The sequence below is a fragment of the Caloranaerobacter ferrireducens genome (genome assembly GCF_001730685.1).
In the GTDB taxonomy this organism is placed as follows: domain Bacteria; phylum Bacillota; class Clostridia; order Tissierellales; family Thermohalobacteraceae; genus Caloranaerobacter; species Caloranaerobacter ferrireducens.
The window spans coordinates 795,365-811,090 of record NZ_MDJR01000001.1 but is presented as its reverse complement, the minus strand read 5'-3'; the positions used below and the strand labels follow the sequence as shown (position 1 = coordinate 811,090).

The window sequence follows — 15,726 nt, the reverse complement described above, 5'->3', positions numbered from 1 at the left end:
TATTTGTAAAATAATTTTGAGAATTATCATGAATGTTTTGTTCTATAATGTTATTGAAGTAATGAATTGGAAATAACTTGACATAAGCTATAAAAAGTAATAAAATAGAAACGGAAATTGGTAATTGTTTGTTGTTACTTAAAAATTAAGAAAAGACAGGTAACAACTCATAAGCCGAGTTTACTCGGTTTATATTTTATATTTATATTTTAATATATATGAAATTAAGCTGATTTTTTGATTTTAGCTGTCGACTAAAAAGTCGGAGTTAAAAACTGTTGATTAAGTAGGTTTGTTATTTTTATTTATATTTTGTAAGGTTATGTTTTATGAGATAACGTAACTTGAAAAGAAAATAGTAGAGGAGGTGCTTTATTATTGTAGAAATATTGATAGCAATAACAGGTGTTGGAGTTGGAACCATAACTGGTTATTTGATTAGAAAAGGGATTGCAGAAAGTAAAATTAAAAGTGCTGAGGAAGCTGCAAGGAAAATAATTGAAGAAGCTCAAAAACAAGCTGAAACTAACAAAAAAGAACTTTTGTTAGAAGCAAAAGAAGAAATTCATAGAATGCGAAATGAAGTTGAAAGAGAAAATAGAGAAAGACGAAGTGAATTGCAGAAGCTCGAAAGGCGCTTGGTCTATAAAGAAGAGATGTTAGATAAAAAAAGTGAAATATTGCAACATAAAGAGGAATCTTTAGCAAAAAAAATAAAAGAGCTAGAAGAAAAAGAAGCATCTATTGATGAGTTATATCAGAAGCAAATTGAGGAATTAGAAAGACTATCGGGTTTAACATCTGAAGAAGCAAGAGATATTTTGTTAGGAGATATTAAAAAAGAAATAACACATGAGGCTGCTGTTATGATTAAAGAAATAGAAAGTAAAGCAAAAGAAGAAGCGGATAAAAGAGCTAGAGAAATTATTTCTTATGCAATACAGAAATGTGCAGCAGATCATGTGGCAGAAACAACAGTTACTGTTGTTTCTCTGCCAAATGATGAGATGAAAGGTAGAATTATAGGAAGAGAAGGTAGAAACATAAGAACTTTAGAAACTTTAACAGGAATTGATCTTATAATAGATGATACACCAGAAGCTGTGATACTTTCAGGATTCGATCCGATTAGAAGAGAAATTGCTAGAATAGCACTTGAAAAATTGATAGTTGATGGTAGAATACATCCAGCTAGAATAGAAGAAATGGTTGAAAAAGCAAGAAGGGAAGTAGAAGCTCATATACGTGAAGAAGGTGAACAAGCAGCTTTTGATTGTGGAGTACACGGTTTACATTCAGAGTTAATAAGACTACTAGGTAGGTTGAAATTTAGAACAAGCTATGGTCAGAATGTATTAAAGCATTCTATAGAAGTATCACATTTAGCAGGACTTATGGCAGCTGAATTAGGTGCTGATGTAAAGATAGCAAAACGAGCAGGCTTACTACATGATATAGGAAAAGCAGTTGATCATGAGATGGAAGGGCCTCATGTTACTATAGGTGCGGATTTAGCAAGGAAATATAGAGAATCTAAAGAAATAGTACATGCAATAGCAGCACATCACGGTGATATCGAACCACAAACAATAGAAGCTGTATTGGTTCAAGCGGCAGATGCTATTTCAGCGGCTAGACCAGGAGCAAGAAGGGAAACCTTAGAAGCATATATTAAAAGATTAGAAAAGCTAGAAGAGATTGCAAATTCTTTTGAAGGTGTTGAAAAATCATACGCAATACAGGCTGGTAGAGAAATACGTGTTATGGTAAAACCAGAAGAGATATTTGATAATGATATAGTACTTATTGCAAGAGAAATTGTTAAGAGAATTGAAAGTGAACTAGAATATCCAGGACAAATTAAAGTTAATGTAATTAGAGAAACAAGAGCTATTGAGTATGCTAAATAAAGAGAAGATATTTCTTCTCTTTATTTTATAGTATATCATTTCAAATAAATCAAAAAATTTAAAATTTTTCTTTGGAAAAAGAGGATTTTTCTGTTATTTGTAGAATAAATGTATTGTAGTGTAATAATAAATTTATAAATTATAAATACAAAAGGGGGCTTTATAAATGGATGTATTAAAAGTATCAGCAAAGTCAAATCCAAATTCTGTTGCAGGAGCATTAGCAGGCGTGTTACGCGAAAAAGGTTCTGCAGAAATTCAAGCGATAGGTGCTGGGGCGCTTAATCAAGCAGTTAAAGCAGTAGCAATAGCTAGAGGATTTGTTGCTCCTAGTGGTGTAGACTTAGTGTGTATACCAGCTTTTACTGACATTGAGATTGATGGGGAAGAGAGAACAGCAATTAAATTAATTGTACAACCTAGATAAGTTCGGAAAAACCTGCATTATTGCAGGTTTTTTATTTGATAATTATAATTTTTTAAGGAGCGATTACAATGAAAGATCAAAGAAACAGACAATTTCCTTCAAAAATAAGTACTACATCTTTTGTGAAGCTATATATATTACATTTATTAAGAGAGAAAAGTTATTATGGCAATGAAATAATCGAAGAAATAAAGCGCAGGTTAAATTCTAAATGGGAACCAAGTCCAGGGATGGTATATCCTTTATTAAGAGAGTTGGAGGAAAATGGCTATATTACAGGTTGGTGGATAGAACCGGATAAAAGGTCTATAAGAAAATATAGGATTACAGATGAAGGATTTGAACATTACAAAAAGATAAAATTGTTATATGAGAGTATATTTATGGACTCTTTGGATATTATTAAATGTATATTAAAAGATATATATAAAAAATAGTATTAATTTTTATTAATATTTTGAAAGAATGAAGGATATTAAACTAGAAATGTAGAAAAACCCTTATTGTTTGGCATAAATTATTTATGGAGGGGTAAAAGGTATGAATTTTAAACTATCGGAAAAAGCTTTAAACATATCACCATCTGTAACATTGGAAATAACAGCTAAAGCAAAAGAAATGAAAGAAAAAGGTATAGAAGTCATAAGTTTTGGTGCTGGTGAACCCGATTTTGATACACCTAAAAACATACAGGAATCAGCCATTAAAACAATTAAGGAAGGAAATACTCGCTATACTGCTGCGTCTGGTATTTTGGAGTTAAGAAAAGCTATTTGTCAGAAATTAAAAAAAGATAATAATATAGAATACAATCCTCAAAATATAGTTGTGTCAAATGGGGCTAAGCATTCAATATTTAACGTTTTAACTGCTATTCTTAATCAAGGAGAAGAAGTAATAATACCTGTGCCTTATTGGGTAAGTTATCCTGAAATGGTTAAGTTGGCAGGAGGTAATCCTGCATTAGTAGAAACTAAAGAGGAAAATGGTTTTAAGTATAATATAAAAGAACTTAAAAAGTCGATAACAAACAAGACGAAAGCTATAATTATAAATTCACCTAGTAATCCGACGGGGGCTGTTTATAATAAAGAAGAGTTAGAACAAATAGCAGAAATAGCAATTGAAAATAATATTTTTGTAATATCTGATGAAATTTATGAGAAACTAATTTATGATGGAAAAAAACATATAAGCATAGCTTCGCTTAATAAAGAAATTAAAGATTTAACTATTATAATTAATGGTATGTCAAAAGCATATGCAATGACTGGATGGAGAATAGGATTTGCAGCTGCTCATGAAGAGATTATTAATGTTATAACGAAGATTCAAAGTCATACAACTTCAAACCCTTGCACTATATCTCAATATGCTAGTTTGGAAGGATTGAAAGGTGATCAAAGAACTATTGAATATATGAGGAGTAAGTTTGAAGAAAGAAGAAATTACATGGTTGAAAGAATAAATGCAATTAATGGATTAACTTGTAAAAAGCCTTTAGGTGCTTTCTATGTTATGGCTAATATTGCACAGATTAAAGGTAAAGAGATTAGAGGTCAAAGAATCAATAATTCATTAGATTTTGCTAATTTATTATTGAATGATGCAAAAGTTGCTGTTGTGCCTGGTATTGCTTTTGGTGCAGATGATTATATAAGATTGTCATATGCAACTTCTATGGAAAACATTATGGAGGGTTTGGACAGAATAGAAGCATTGTTAAAATAGAAGATATGTGGGATTACCACGTATCTTTTTTATAATCCATAGAAAATTGTATTTAAATTATGGATAACTTAAAATATAATTTCTGTAATGGATTTCAGCAAAATCATCATTATATTTTACTTAAATGAGGATTTTGTTTTAATTTAATATAATTACAAGTCTTTTTAATTAAGAAAATGATGTGAAAGGAGTTGGGATAATGAAAGATAAATATGAAAATCCGCTAATAACAAGGTATGCGAGCAAGGAAATGGCGCAGATTTTTTCTCCTACAATGAAATACAAGCTTTGGAGAGATTTGTGGATAGCTTTGGCTGAAGCGCAAAGGGAGTTGGGATTAAGTATAAGTGAAGAGCAATTAGATGAAATGAAAAAAAACAAAGAAAAAATTGATTTTGAATTAGCGAGTAAAAAAGAAAAAGAGTTTAGGCATGATGTTATGGCACATGTACACACTTATGGCGCTCAATGTCCTAAAGCTAAGCCAATAATACATTTGGGAGCTACTAGTGCTTTTGTAGGAGATAATACTGATTTAATTTTGATGTATAAAGCTATGAATTTAATTAGAGTAAAACTTGTAAATCTAATTGATAAATTAAAAAAATTTGCTTTAAAATATAAAGATGTACCGACATTAGGTTTTACACACTTTCAACCTGCACAATTAACAACTATTGGGAAAAGGGCTGCATTATGGTTACATGATTTATACTTAGATTATGAGAATTTAGAATTTAGAATAAACAATATAAAATTGAGAGGGGCTAAAGGAACAACTGGTACACAGGCTAGCTACTTAAAATTGTTTGATAACGATCATGAGAAAGTTAAAAAACTAGATAGGTTAATTGCGAGTAAATTGGGATTTAACGATACTTATCCAGTGACGGGACAAACATATTCGAGAAAAATTGATTTTGAAGTATTATCTGTATTAAGTGGAATAGCTCAAACACTTCATAAAATAACAAATGACATAAGGTTGCTTCAACATTTAAAAGAAATTGAAGAGCCTTTTGAGAAAAGCCAAATAGGTTCTTCTGCGATGGCATATAAGAGAAATCCGATGAGAAGTGAAAGGATAGCTTCATTAGCAAGATATATAATTTCGAATTTAAGTAGCGCTGCAATGACTGCATCAACACAGTGGTTTGAACGTACTTTAGATGACTCTGCTAACAGACGTTTAATAATACCACAATCTTTTTTAGCTTGTGATGCAATATTAGAAATTGCATTGAATATATTTGATGGTTTAGTGGTATATGAAGAGGTTATTAAAAGTCATATTGAAAACGAATTACCATTTATGGCTACAGAGAATATATTAATGGAAGCTGTAAAAAAAGGTGGAGACAGGCAGGAATTACATGAGGAAATTAGAAAACTTTCAATGGAAGCATCTAGACAAGTTAAAGAAAAAGGAAAGAAAAATGACTTAATAGAAAGAATCCTTCAAAGTGATAAATTTAACATAGCAAAAGAAGAAATATTAGATCTTATAGATCCGAAAAACTTTATAGGTAGAGCCCCTGAACAGGTAGAAGAGTTCATAAATGATTATATTGACCCTATACTAGACAAATATAAAGATGATTTAGATATAACTGTAGAATTAAGAGTATAAAGAGTGGATAAAATCCACTCTTTTATTTTGTCATTAGAAAATATATTCTAAAAATAATTTTAAGTTTATTTTTGTGAAGATTTTTTTAGATCTTAATATAATTGTTATAAAGGATTCATGATTTTTTTATAGAATAAATAATTAAAAAAATTTAAGGGGGAGTGGCAGATTTGAGGATAGAACAACATCCAATTATTGAATTTAAAAAAAGAAAGAAAATAAAATTTACTTTTAATGGTAAAGAAATGTATGGATATGAGGGTGATACAATAGCTTCTGCCCTACATGCAGCAGGAGTAAAGGTACTTGGAAGAAGTCTTTTTGAAAAAAGGCCTCGAGGTTTTTATTGTGCTATTGGAAATTGCTCTTCATGTCTTATGAAAGTAAATGGAGAAGCAAATGTACGTACGTGTATTACTGAATTAGAAGAAGGAATGGTTGTTGAAACCCAAATTGGAAAGGGTGAAATTATATGATCTATACAGATATAACAATTATTGGTGGAGGTCCTGCTGGATTATGTGCAGCCTTAAGTGCAGCTTCTAGTGGAGCAAAAGTAATTATAATTGACCGAAATAAAAAAATTGGCGGGCAATTAATAAAACAAACTCATATGTTTTTTGGTTCAGAAAAACAATATGCATCAAAAAGAGGATTTGATATAGCTGAAATTTTATCGAAAAAATTGTCGGAATTTACAGAAAATATTGAAATTTATCTAGACACTACAGCTCTTGGTATATACGAAGATGGTGTAATTACGATTGAAAAAAAAGGAGAATATAACAAGATTAGATCAAAATCAATAATCATAACAACAGGAGCGAGTGAAAAGGTTTTAGCATTCCCTAACAACGACTTACCTGGAATTTATGGAGCTGGAGCTGTACAAACATTAATGAATGTATATGGTGTCAAACCAGGCAAAAAAGTATTAATGGTTGGTGCTGGAAATATTGGTTTAATAGTGAGTTATCAACTCCTACAAGCAGGTGTTGAAGTATCAGCAATAATAGATGCGGCACCTAGAATAGGCGGCTATTTAGTACATGCATCTAAATTGGCTAGAATGGGAGTTCCAATTTATACTAGCTACACTATAAAAGAAGCGATAGGTAAAGAATATTTGGAAAAAGCTATAATTTGGAAGTTAGATAATAATTGGAAACCTATTAAAGGAACAGAAAAAATACTAGAAGTAGATGTAATGTGTATATCAGTAGGTTTATCACCTTTAAGTGAACTTTTATTTCAAGCAGGATGTGAAATGAAATATATAACTGAACTAGGCGGTTATGTTCCTGTAAGAGATAGAACCTATGAAACAACCAAAAAAGGCATTTTTGTTGCTGGTGATGTTGCAGGGGTAGAAGAAGCAAGTAGTGCTATGGTAGAAGGCTACTTAGCAGGTCTATATGCAGCGAAAAGTATTGGATATGAGCATGTTAATTTTAATGAGTTAGTTGAGGATTATGAAAAACAACTGAATTCTTTACGCTCAGGTCCTATAGGGGAAAAAATTAGAATAGGTATCAAAAAACTTATAGGAGGTAAAGTATCATGATAGAAAAAACAGGTATTCCAACTTTGGAAATGATAAAGAGGGTATTTCCTAGCATAGAAAGGATAAACAGAGGGCCTGTCGCTGTAATAGAATGTTTTCAAAGAATTCCATGTAATCCGTGTGCTACGGTATGTAAACAAAACGCAATAAAAAATTTTGATGATATAAATGATATACCTATAATTGATACAGAATTATGTAATGGCTGTGGCTTATGTATTAGTTCATGTCCAGGGTTAGCTATTATGGTAGTAGATGGTAGTTGGTCAGAAGATAAAGTTCTTTTTAAAATTCCTTATGAGTTTTTACCGCTACCTAAAGAAGGAGATATAGTTAAAGGTTTGGATAGAAAAGGTGATTATATAACTGATGTGAAAATTATAAAGGTACAAAATTCAAAAACTTTAGATAAGACTCCTATTTTACATATTGAAGTTAAAAAAGATTTTCTATATGAATTTAGGAATATAAAATTGAATGATTACGATGAATATGATGATTATATGGGAGATAAAACAATTGTATGTCGTTGTTCAGATGTTACGTTAGGACAAATAAGAAAATTAATTAAAGAAGGTTATACAAATATAGAAGAAATAAAACGTATAACAAGGGCAGGAATGGGTCCTTGTCAAGGTAGAACATGTAGTCAAATTATTCTTCGTGAAATATCTATGGCTATTGGCATTGATATTTCTAAGCTAAAACCGTGCACAAGCAGACCACCAATAAAACCTATAAAGATTAATACTATTGTAAAAGGGGCTGAAATGGATGATTAAAACGGCGGATGTTGTTATTATAGGAGGAGGTATATCTGGTTGTTCCATAGCTTATAATCTAGCTAAAAAAGGAGTAAAGAATGTTGTTGTTTTAGAAAAGAAATATTTAGCAAGTGGAGCAACTGGAAGATGTGGAGCTGGGGTAAGACAGCAATGGGGTACCGAAATGAATTGCAGATTGGCTATGAAAAGTATAAAATTCTTTGAAAATGCAAAAGAAGAATTAGAATATGACCGCGATATAGAATTTAAACAGGGAGGATATTTGATTGTAGCTTCAACAGAAAAAGAGGATAAACAGTTCAAAAAAAATGTTGAACTTCAGAAATCCTTAGGAATTCCTGTTGAATATTTAAGTCCTAAGGAGGCTAAGGAAATAGTTCCGCATCTAAATATTGAGGGATTAATTAGTGCAACATATTGTCCTAAAGATGGTCATTTAAATCCTTTTTTAACAACGGATGCATATGCAAAGGCAGCTAAAAGGTTAGGAGTAAAAATTTATACTTTTACTGAAGTGGTTGGTATAAAAACTAATGCAGGGAAAGTTTGTGGTGTAATAACGAGTAAAGGAGATGAAATTTCAACTAGGATAGTTGTAAATGCTGCAGGAGGATACTCAAAACAAGTAGCTAAAATGGCTGGTATAGATTTGCCAGTGTATTCAGAAAGACATCAAATCTTAGTTACTGAGCCTGTAGAACCTATGCAAAAACCTATGGTTATGTCTTTCTCTTTGAATATTTACTGTCAACAAACACCTCATGGCTCTTTTATAATGGGTAGAGGAGATCCTGATGAGCCTAGAGATTTAAGAATAACTTCAAGCTGGAAATTTTTAGATGAAATGAGTAAAACAGTAACAAATCTTCTACCTCCACTAGGTAAACTTAGAATAATTAGGCAATGGGCTGGACTTTATAATATTACACCTGACAAACAACCGATTTTAGGGCCTATAAAGGAGCTTGAAGGTTTTTATCTAGCGGTTGGTTTTAGTGGTCATGGTTTTATGCTAGCTCCAATGACTGGTCTTTTAATAGCTGAGCAAATTGTAGGAGAAGAAACAACTATACCTATTCATATGTTGAGTAAAGATAGATTTGAAAGAGGAGAGTTAGTATTAGAACCGTCAGTAGTATGATTTAATAAAATTCAAAGAACAAAATTTTCTATTTAAATAAACGTAAATTATATTTTATACACGATTTAATAAGTTTATAATTTTCGATGAATTATAAAAAATTAAAGGAGGTATATAAAAATGGCAAATGCTTATTTTAAAGTAAGAAAGCCTATTAATGAACCTATTTATTCTTATGAACCAGGTAGTTTGCATAAGAAAAAGTTGAAAGAAAAACTAAAAGAAATGAGAATGAACAAAATAGAAATTCCACTAATAATAGGTGGTAAAGAAATAAGGACTGGTAATACAAATGTTTGTATAGTACCGCATAATAAAGAGCTTGTGCTTGCAGAATATCATATGGCAGGAAAAAAAGAAATAGAAATGGCTATAAAGGCTGCGCTAGAGGTAAAAAAAGAATGGGAAAGTATGCCTTGGGAACACAGATTGTCAATATTTCTAAGAGCTGCTGAATTACTTTCTACATCATGGCGTTATATAATCAATGCAGCTACAATGCTTGGACAAAGTAAAACAGTTTTTCAGGCTGAAATAGATTCAGCATGTGAATTGATTGACTTTTTTAGATTTAATTCTTATTATTTAACAGAAATATATGAAGAACAACCAAACTCTACAAAAGATGCATGGAATAGAGTGGAATATAGACCGCTTGAAGGATTTATTTTTGCGGTTACACCATTTAACTTTACTTCAATAGCTGGTAATTTACCTACTTCTCCAGCAATGGCTGGGAATGTAGTCTTATGGAAACCTTCATCTACAGCAGTATTTTCTAATTATTTTGTAATGAAGCTTTTGCAGGAAGCTGGTCTACCAGATGGTGTGATTAACTTTATTCCTGGATTTGGAGATGAAATAGGTAGATATGTATTTGATAGTGAATGGTTAGCTGGAGTACATTTTACAGGCTCAACTAAGGTATTCCAAACAATGTGGAAAACGATTGGAGATAATTTAACTAAATACAGAATGTATCCTAGAATAGTTGGTGAAACTGGAGGAAAAGACTTTATATTTGTTCATAATAGTGCAGATATTGAGACTTTAATTGCAGCGATGATAAGAGGTGCTTTTGAGTATCAAGGACAAAAATGTTCAGCAGCATCACGTGCTTATATTCCTGAAAGTATTTGGCTTGAGCTTAAGAAAAGGTTACTAGAAGAAATATCTACAATTAAAATGGGAGATGTAGAAGATTTTACGAATTTTATGAGTGCTGTTATAGATCAAAAAGCTTTTAATTCAATTAAATCTTACATCGAATATGCTAAAAATTCTAATGAAGCCGAAATCATCTGTGGAGGAAATTGTGATGATAGTGTAGGATATTTTATAGAGCCAACAGTGATAGTTACAACTAATCCTAAGTTTAAAACAATGAAAGAAGAAATATTCGGTCCAGTGCTAACAATATATATTTATAAAGATGATGAATTAGATAAAACTCTTGAACTTTGTAACGATACTTCACCTTATGGTTTGACAGGAGCGATATTTGCACAAGACAGAAAAGCGATTGTTAAAATGCAAAAGATACTTTATTATGCAGCTGGTAATTTTTACATAAATGACAAACCAACGGGAGCAGTAGTTGGGCAACAACCATTTGGTGGGGCTAGAGCTTCTGGTACTAATGACAAAGCTGGAAGTAAACTTAATATGCTAAGGTGGTTAAATCCAATATCTATAAAAGAGAACTTTAATCCACCTAAAGATTATAGATACGTTTTTATGAAAGAGAAATAATATTTAAATAATAAAACCTTTCGTTTCTAAAAAAGGAACGAAAGGTTTTTATTATAATCTTTATAACGTTTATTTTTTGAAATAGCTGTGCTTTTAAATAAATTTAATAATACTTTTTAGCTGTTTATTTGAAGGAATTTTATAAAATTTGTAGAATTAATTATACAAAATGTATATTTTGTATAATAAGGAGTTGAAAAATATGAATGAGATGCCTATAGTTTTGGAAGATTTTTTAAATTACATCGAAACAATTAAAGGTAAATCGCAAAACACTGTTAAAGAATACTTTTATGATTTAAGAACTTTTTTTAGATTTTTAAAAATAAGATATAGAATTGTTGATAAAAATACACCTTTAAATACAATTGACATTGATGATGTTGATATAGCCCTACTCCGAAAAGTTAATCTTCAAGATTTACATGCATACATATCGTACGTGGATAAAAATAGAAATAATAGTAATTATGCAAAAGCGCGTAAAGTTGCTAGCTTAAAATCTTTCTTTAAATACTTGCATACTAAAGCTAAATTAATTGACGAAAATCCTGCTATAGATCTAGAATCACCTAAAACTGATTCTAGACACCCCATTTACTTAACATTAAATGAAGCACAAGATTTATTAAAAGCAATAGATGGTCAATTTAAAGAACGAGATTATGCTATTATAACCCTCTTTCTAAATTGTGGACTTCGATTATCTGAATTAGTTAGTATTGATATAGACAAAATCAAAGGAGATACATTAACTGTCATAGGTAAAGGAAATAAAGAAAGAACTATATATTTAAATGAGGCATGTTTAGAAGCAATTAATAATTATTTGAAAGTTAGACCAAAAGAAGATCTAAAAGATGAAAAGGCCCTATTTATAAGTAAAAGAAAAAATAGAATTAGTAACAAGACAGTTCAGTATATTGTTAAAAAATATATTAAGTTAGCAGGATTAGATCCCGATAAATATTCAACACATAAACTTAGGCATACAGCTGCTACTTTAATGTATAAGTACGGCAATGTAGATATTAGAGCTTTACAACAAATTTTAGGACACTCTACTGTTTCTACTACCCAGATTTATACACACTTAGATGATGATAGATTAAGAAAAGCAGTTAAAAGCAATCCATTATCTAATATTAAAGGAAGGTAACCTAATCTAGGTTACCTTCCTTGGAGTAAATAGGAACTTTAATTATATCACCTGGTTTAATTTTAGCTGTGTCTAAATCATTTAATTTCATTATTTTATAAACTAACTTTCTAATATCTTCTTTTCTACTATTGTTTTTTCTAGCTATATCCCACAAAGTATCTCCTGTTTTAACTTCAATATTAATGTACTGTGTATATGTAACACTATAAGCCTTCCCTATTTTGAACAAAGCACTAATAAGAACTGATATTAAGGTAATAGATATAACAAGAAATGTGATAAATCTAGTTTTGTTTACTATTTTAACTTTCATTTTTATTATACCACCTCGCACCGAATATATGTTCTATCTATATTATAGAAGAACATTTGTTCTTAGTCAAGTTATTTTCGAACGAATGTTTGATTTTTTTTGCATGATATGTTATAATAAAGCAAAATTCAACTGTTAGGGGGCTAAAAATGTACGAGGATTTATCTTTTAAGCAAATTGAAATATTAGAATTTATAAAGAAAGAAATACAAGTTAAGGGATATCCGCCCTCTGTAAGAGAAATTTGTAAAGCTGTTGGACTTAAGTCCACTTCTACCGTTCATGGGCATTTATCAAAATTAGAAAGAAAAGGATATATTAGGCGAGATCCTACTAAGCCACGAGCGATTGAAATTTTAGATAAAGATAATATTTATAACTATTATTCAAAAAAGGAAATTATTGAAGTGCCTGTTGTTGGCAAAGTTACTGCCGGTGAACCTATACTTGCAGTACAGAATATTGAAGATATGTTCCCTTTACCATTAGATTTTATTCAAAGTGATAAAGTTTTTATATTATCTGTTAAGGGAGAAAGTATGATAGAAGCAGGTATTTTAGATGGTGATTATGTAATAGTACGTCAACAAAATTATGCAAATAATGGTGATATTATTGTTGCACTTATTGAAGATGAAGCGACTATAAAAAGATTTTTTAAAGAAGCTGATCATATAAGATTACAACCAGAAAATCAATATCTTGAGCCAATTATTGTGAATGATGTTAAAATACTTGGAAAAGTTATAGGTGTATTTAGAAAAATAAAATAAGCTGGTTATCCAGCTTATTTTATAATTCATAGGTAATTATATTTTTAAATGGTTCACAATTTAAAAATATAATTACCGTTTATGGATTTCAACAAAATCTTTCTTATAAATTATTTAAATCGAAGATTTTGTTATTTGTAATAAATTATCATTATATAAATTATTTAAAGCAACTATTATGCCCAATTTACAATGTTCATATGTTAAACCACCTTGTAAATATGCCATATAAGGCTCTCTAATAGGCGCATCTGCACTTAATTCAATAGATGAACCTTGCACAAAAGCACCTGCTGCCATAATAACTTCATCATCATATCCTGGCATATTCCAAGGTTGTGGTAAAACATAAGAATCAACTGGAGATGCACTTTGTATAGCTTGACAGAATTTAATTACATTATCTTTATTCTTAAGTTCAATTCCTTGTATTATGTCGCTTCTAGAGTCATCTACATCTGGTACAACTTTAAAACCTAGTTTTTTAAATACTGATGCAGCTAATAACGAGCCTTTTAGCGCTTCAGCTACTATATGAGGAGCTAAAAATAAACCTTGTAAAGTAATTCTTGTTGTACCAAATGTCAATCCGCAATCTTTACCTATGCCTGGAGCTGTACTTCTGTTTGCTATCATTTCTATAAGTTCTTTTTTGCCAACTATATAACCGCCGGTTAATGCTAATCCTCCTCCTGGGTTTTTAATTAAACTACCTGCCACTATATCAGCACCGACATCAGTAGGTTCTAATTTTTCGATAAATTCACCATAACAATTATCTACCATAAATATAACATTTGGATATATTTTTTTTATATTTTCTATTGCTGCTTTTATTTGATCTATTGTTATAGCTTTACGAGTACTATATCCAGTAGATCTTTGAATAAGTAAAAGTTTAGTTTTAGAAGTTATAGAGCTAATGACATCATTAATTTTGATATTTCCATTTCCATCCAAATCCACTTCGTTATAAGTAATTCCAAATTCAGATAAAGCTCCTTTGCTTTTTCCTTTAATACCTATAACTTTTTGTAGTGTATCATATGGTTTACCTGTTATCGATAATATCTCATCTCCAGGTCTTAATATGCCAGATAAAGTTAGAGATAAAGCATGTGTACCTGATACGATAGTTGGTCTAACTAGTGCATCTTCTGTGTTAAAAACATAAGAATAAATCTCTTCTACCTTTTCTCTGCCAATATCATCATAACCATAACCAGTTGTCCAATTAAAATGAGTAGAATTTAATTTTGCTTTTTGCATTGCAATAATAATTTTATATTGATTATATTCTTTAATTTCATCAATTTGTTTAAATTTTTCTTTTAGTTCTATTTCATTTGCTAGAACTAAATCAATGATTTTTTTCTTAACATCAAAATGTTTACATAAAATATTTACAGTAGCCTTATCCACGTGATCACCTCAATAAATTTATTGTCTTTTGTATTTTAACATAATGTCGTTTTATTTTTCAATTGTGTTATTTTAAACTATAATAAATATAATAAATATTATATCTAATATAAATCATCTTCAACTATATCCTCCTCTAATATAGTTAATAAATCATACTTAGTTATTTTATGTTTATTTTTTAATCTTACAGCTTGCCTTCTAATAGCTCTTTCTATAATATTTCTAACATATCTAGCATTGCCGTTATTATACATTTTGTTCTTTAGAATATGTTCTATTTTTAAAATTGCTTTATTTGAGAACTGGTATTGTCTATCTGATGCGATTTTTTTAGCTATTAATATAAGCTCTTTTATAGAATAATCTTTAAAATCAACATAAATAGGAAATCTAGATTTAAGGCCAGGATTAGTTTTTAAAAAATAATCCATTTCATTTTTATACCCAGCTAATATTAATACAAAATTATCTTTATGATCCTCCATAGCTTTTACAAGGGTATCTATTGCTTCTTTACCAAAATCTTTTTCTCCACCTCTAGCTAAAGAGTAAGCTTCATCAATAAAAAGTATGCCACCTAAAGACCTTTTAATCTGCTCTTTTACTTTAACTGCTGTATGCCCAATATATTCTCCTACTAAATCAGCTCTATCTACTTCGATTAAGTGTCCTTTTTCTAAAATACCTATTTCTTTAAATATTTTTCCTAGCAATCTAGCTACAGTGGTTTTACCTGTACCTGGATTACCTCTAAATACCATATGTAAAACTATAGGTTCAGTTAATAAATTTTCTGTTTTTCTTTTTTCTTGAATTTCAACAAAAGCTATTATTTCTTTGACTAATTTTTTTACATTATGCAAACCTATCAAACTATTAAGTTCAGTTAATATATCATTTAGATTAGTATCTGATCTACAAGGATCTTTTTTTACATTCTTTTTTTTATTTAAAAAAAGGTCAAAAGTTGTGTATAAGTTAGTTTTTCCATATTGATAAAGCTTAAAGATTTCATGATTTTTACTATTCATAAATTCACCTCGAAATAGCTGCTATTACTATTTTATGAATTAAGTTAATAAAAAGTTAAAAGCTTTTAAGAATTAATTCTTA

Annotated in this window: 15 protein-coding genes; 12 read left to right on the top strand and 3 right to left on the bottom strand. The window is 30.0% G+C overall.

Going from position 1 to position 15,726, the window contains the following annotated elements; all coding sequences use genetic code 11:
* The first annotated feature begins 389 nt into the window (after positions 1 to 389).
* The 11 genes from rny (at position 390) to BFN48_RS03925 (ending at position 12,099) form a co-directional block, all read left to right on the top strand.
* Positions 390 to 1,910 (top strand): ribonuclease Y, encoded by a 1,521-nt coding sequence (gene rny, locus BFN48_RS03975; protein ID WP_278287293.1) that lies wholly within the window; start codon positions 390 to 392, stop codon positions 1,908 to 1,910.
* Between the two features lie 166 nt (positions 1,911 to 2,076).
* Positions 2,077 to 2,337: a stage V sporulation protein S gene (locus tag BFN48_RS03970; RefSeq protein ID WP_035163586.1), complete on the top strand. Its 261-nt coding sequence runs from the start codon at positions 2,077 to 2,079 to the stop codon at positions 2,335 to 2,337.
* Between the two features lie 68 nt (positions 2,338 to 2,405).
* Complete coding sequence (locus BFN48_RS03965) at positions 2,406 to 2,774, top strand: PadR family transcriptional regulator (protein WP_069649546.1); 369 nt, start codon at positions 2,406 to 2,408, stop codon at positions 2,772 to 2,774.
* 103 nt (positions 2,775 to 2,877) lie between these two features.
* On the top strand, positions 2,878 to 4,068 hold the full coding sequence (locus BFN48_RS03960; protein ID WP_069649545.1) for a pyridoxal phosphate-dependent aminotransferase: 1,191 nt from the start codon (positions 2,878 to 2,880) through the stop codon (positions 4,066 to 4,068).
* Positions 4,069 to 4,264: 196 nt separating this feature from the next.
* Complete coding sequence (gene purB, locus BFN48_RS03955) at positions 4,265 to 5,698, top strand: adenylosuccinate lyase (protein WP_423230242.1); 1,434 nt, start codon at positions 4,265 to 4,267, stop codon at positions 5,696 to 5,698.
* A 161-nt stretch (positions 5,699 to 5,859) separates the two neighbouring features.
* A complete protein-coding gene (locus tag BFN48_RS03950; protein WP_278287292.1) occupies positions 5,860 to 6,174 on the top strand; it encodes a (2Fe-2S)-binding protein in 315 nt (104 codons plus the stop codon).
* Complete coding sequence (locus tag BFN48_RS03945; RefSeq protein ID WP_069649543.1) at positions 6,171 to 7,262, top strand: NAD(P)/FAD-dependent oxidoreductase; 1,092 nt, start codon at positions 6,171 to 6,173, stop codon at positions 7,260 to 7,262. Before BFN48_RS03950 ends, BFN48_RS03945 begins: the two co-directional genes overlap by 4 nt.
* Positions 7,259 to 8,044: a (2Fe-2S)-binding protein gene (locus BFN48_RS12620; RefSeq protein WP_069649542.1), complete on the top strand. Its 786-nt coding sequence runs from the start codon at positions 7,259 to 7,261 to the stop codon at positions 8,042 to 8,044. The genes BFN48_RS03945 and BFN48_RS12620 overlap by 4 nt, the downstream gene beginning before the upstream one ends.
* The gene (locus tag BFN48_RS03935; RefSeq protein WP_069649541.1) at positions 8,037 to 9,188 is read left to right on the top strand and encodes an NAD(P)/FAD-dependent oxidoreductase; all 1,152 of its coding nucleotides are present in this window, start codon (positions 8,037 to 8,039) and stop codon (positions 9,186 to 9,188) included. Before BFN48_RS12620 ends, BFN48_RS03935 begins: the two co-directional genes overlap by 8 nt.
* Before the next feature lie 120 nt (positions 9,189 to 9,308).
* Entirely contained in the window at positions 9,309 to 10,940 is a 1,632-nt protein-coding gene (gene pruA, locus BFN48_RS03930; protein ID WP_069649540.1) for an L-glutamate gamma-semialdehyde dehydrogenase, read from the top strand.
* A gap of 202 nt (positions 10,941 to 11,142) precedes the next feature.
* Positions 11,143 to 12,099, top strand: coding sequence for a tyrosine recombinase XerC (locus BFN48_RS03925; protein ID WP_069649539.1), 957 nt, complete (start codon positions 11,143 to 11,145; stop codon positions 12,097 to 12,099).
* 1 nt (position 12,100) lies between these two features.
* Here the strand turns inward: BFN48_RS03925 and yneA are convergent, their stop codons facing one another.
* Positions 12,101 to 12,415, bottom strand: a complete 315-nt coding sequence (gene yneA, locus BFN48_RS03920; protein WP_069649538.1) for a cell division suppressor protein YneA — start codon at positions 12,413 to 12,415, stop codon at positions 12,101 to 12,103.
* A gap of 149 nt (positions 12,416 to 12,564) precedes the next feature.
* Here yneA and lexA point away from each other — a divergent pair, with 149 nt between their 5' ends.
* Positions 12,565 to 13,188: a transcriptional repressor LexA gene (lexA, locus tag BFN48_RS03915; protein WP_069649537.1), complete on the top strand. Its 624-nt coding sequence runs from the start codon at positions 12,565 to 12,567 to the stop codon at positions 13,186 to 13,188.
* Between the two features lie 114 nt (positions 13,189 to 13,302).
* Here lexA and BFN48_RS03910 read toward each other — a convergent pair whose 3' ends face one another.
* Positions 13,303 to 14,610 carry a methionine gamma-lyase family protein gene (locus BFN48_RS03910; RefSeq protein ID WP_069649536.1) on the bottom strand — a complete coding sequence of 436 codons (1,308 nt, stop codon included), beginning with the start codon at positions 14,608 to 14,610 and terminating at the stop codon, positions 13,303 to 13,305.
* Between the two features lie 104 nt (positions 14,611 to 14,714).
* A complete protein-coding gene (locus BFN48_RS03905; RefSeq protein ID WP_083238774.1) occupies positions 14,715 to 15,644 on the bottom strand; it encodes an AAA family ATPase in 930 nt (309 codons plus the stop codon).
* Between the last annotated feature and the right edge of the window lie 82 nt (positions 15,645 to 15,726).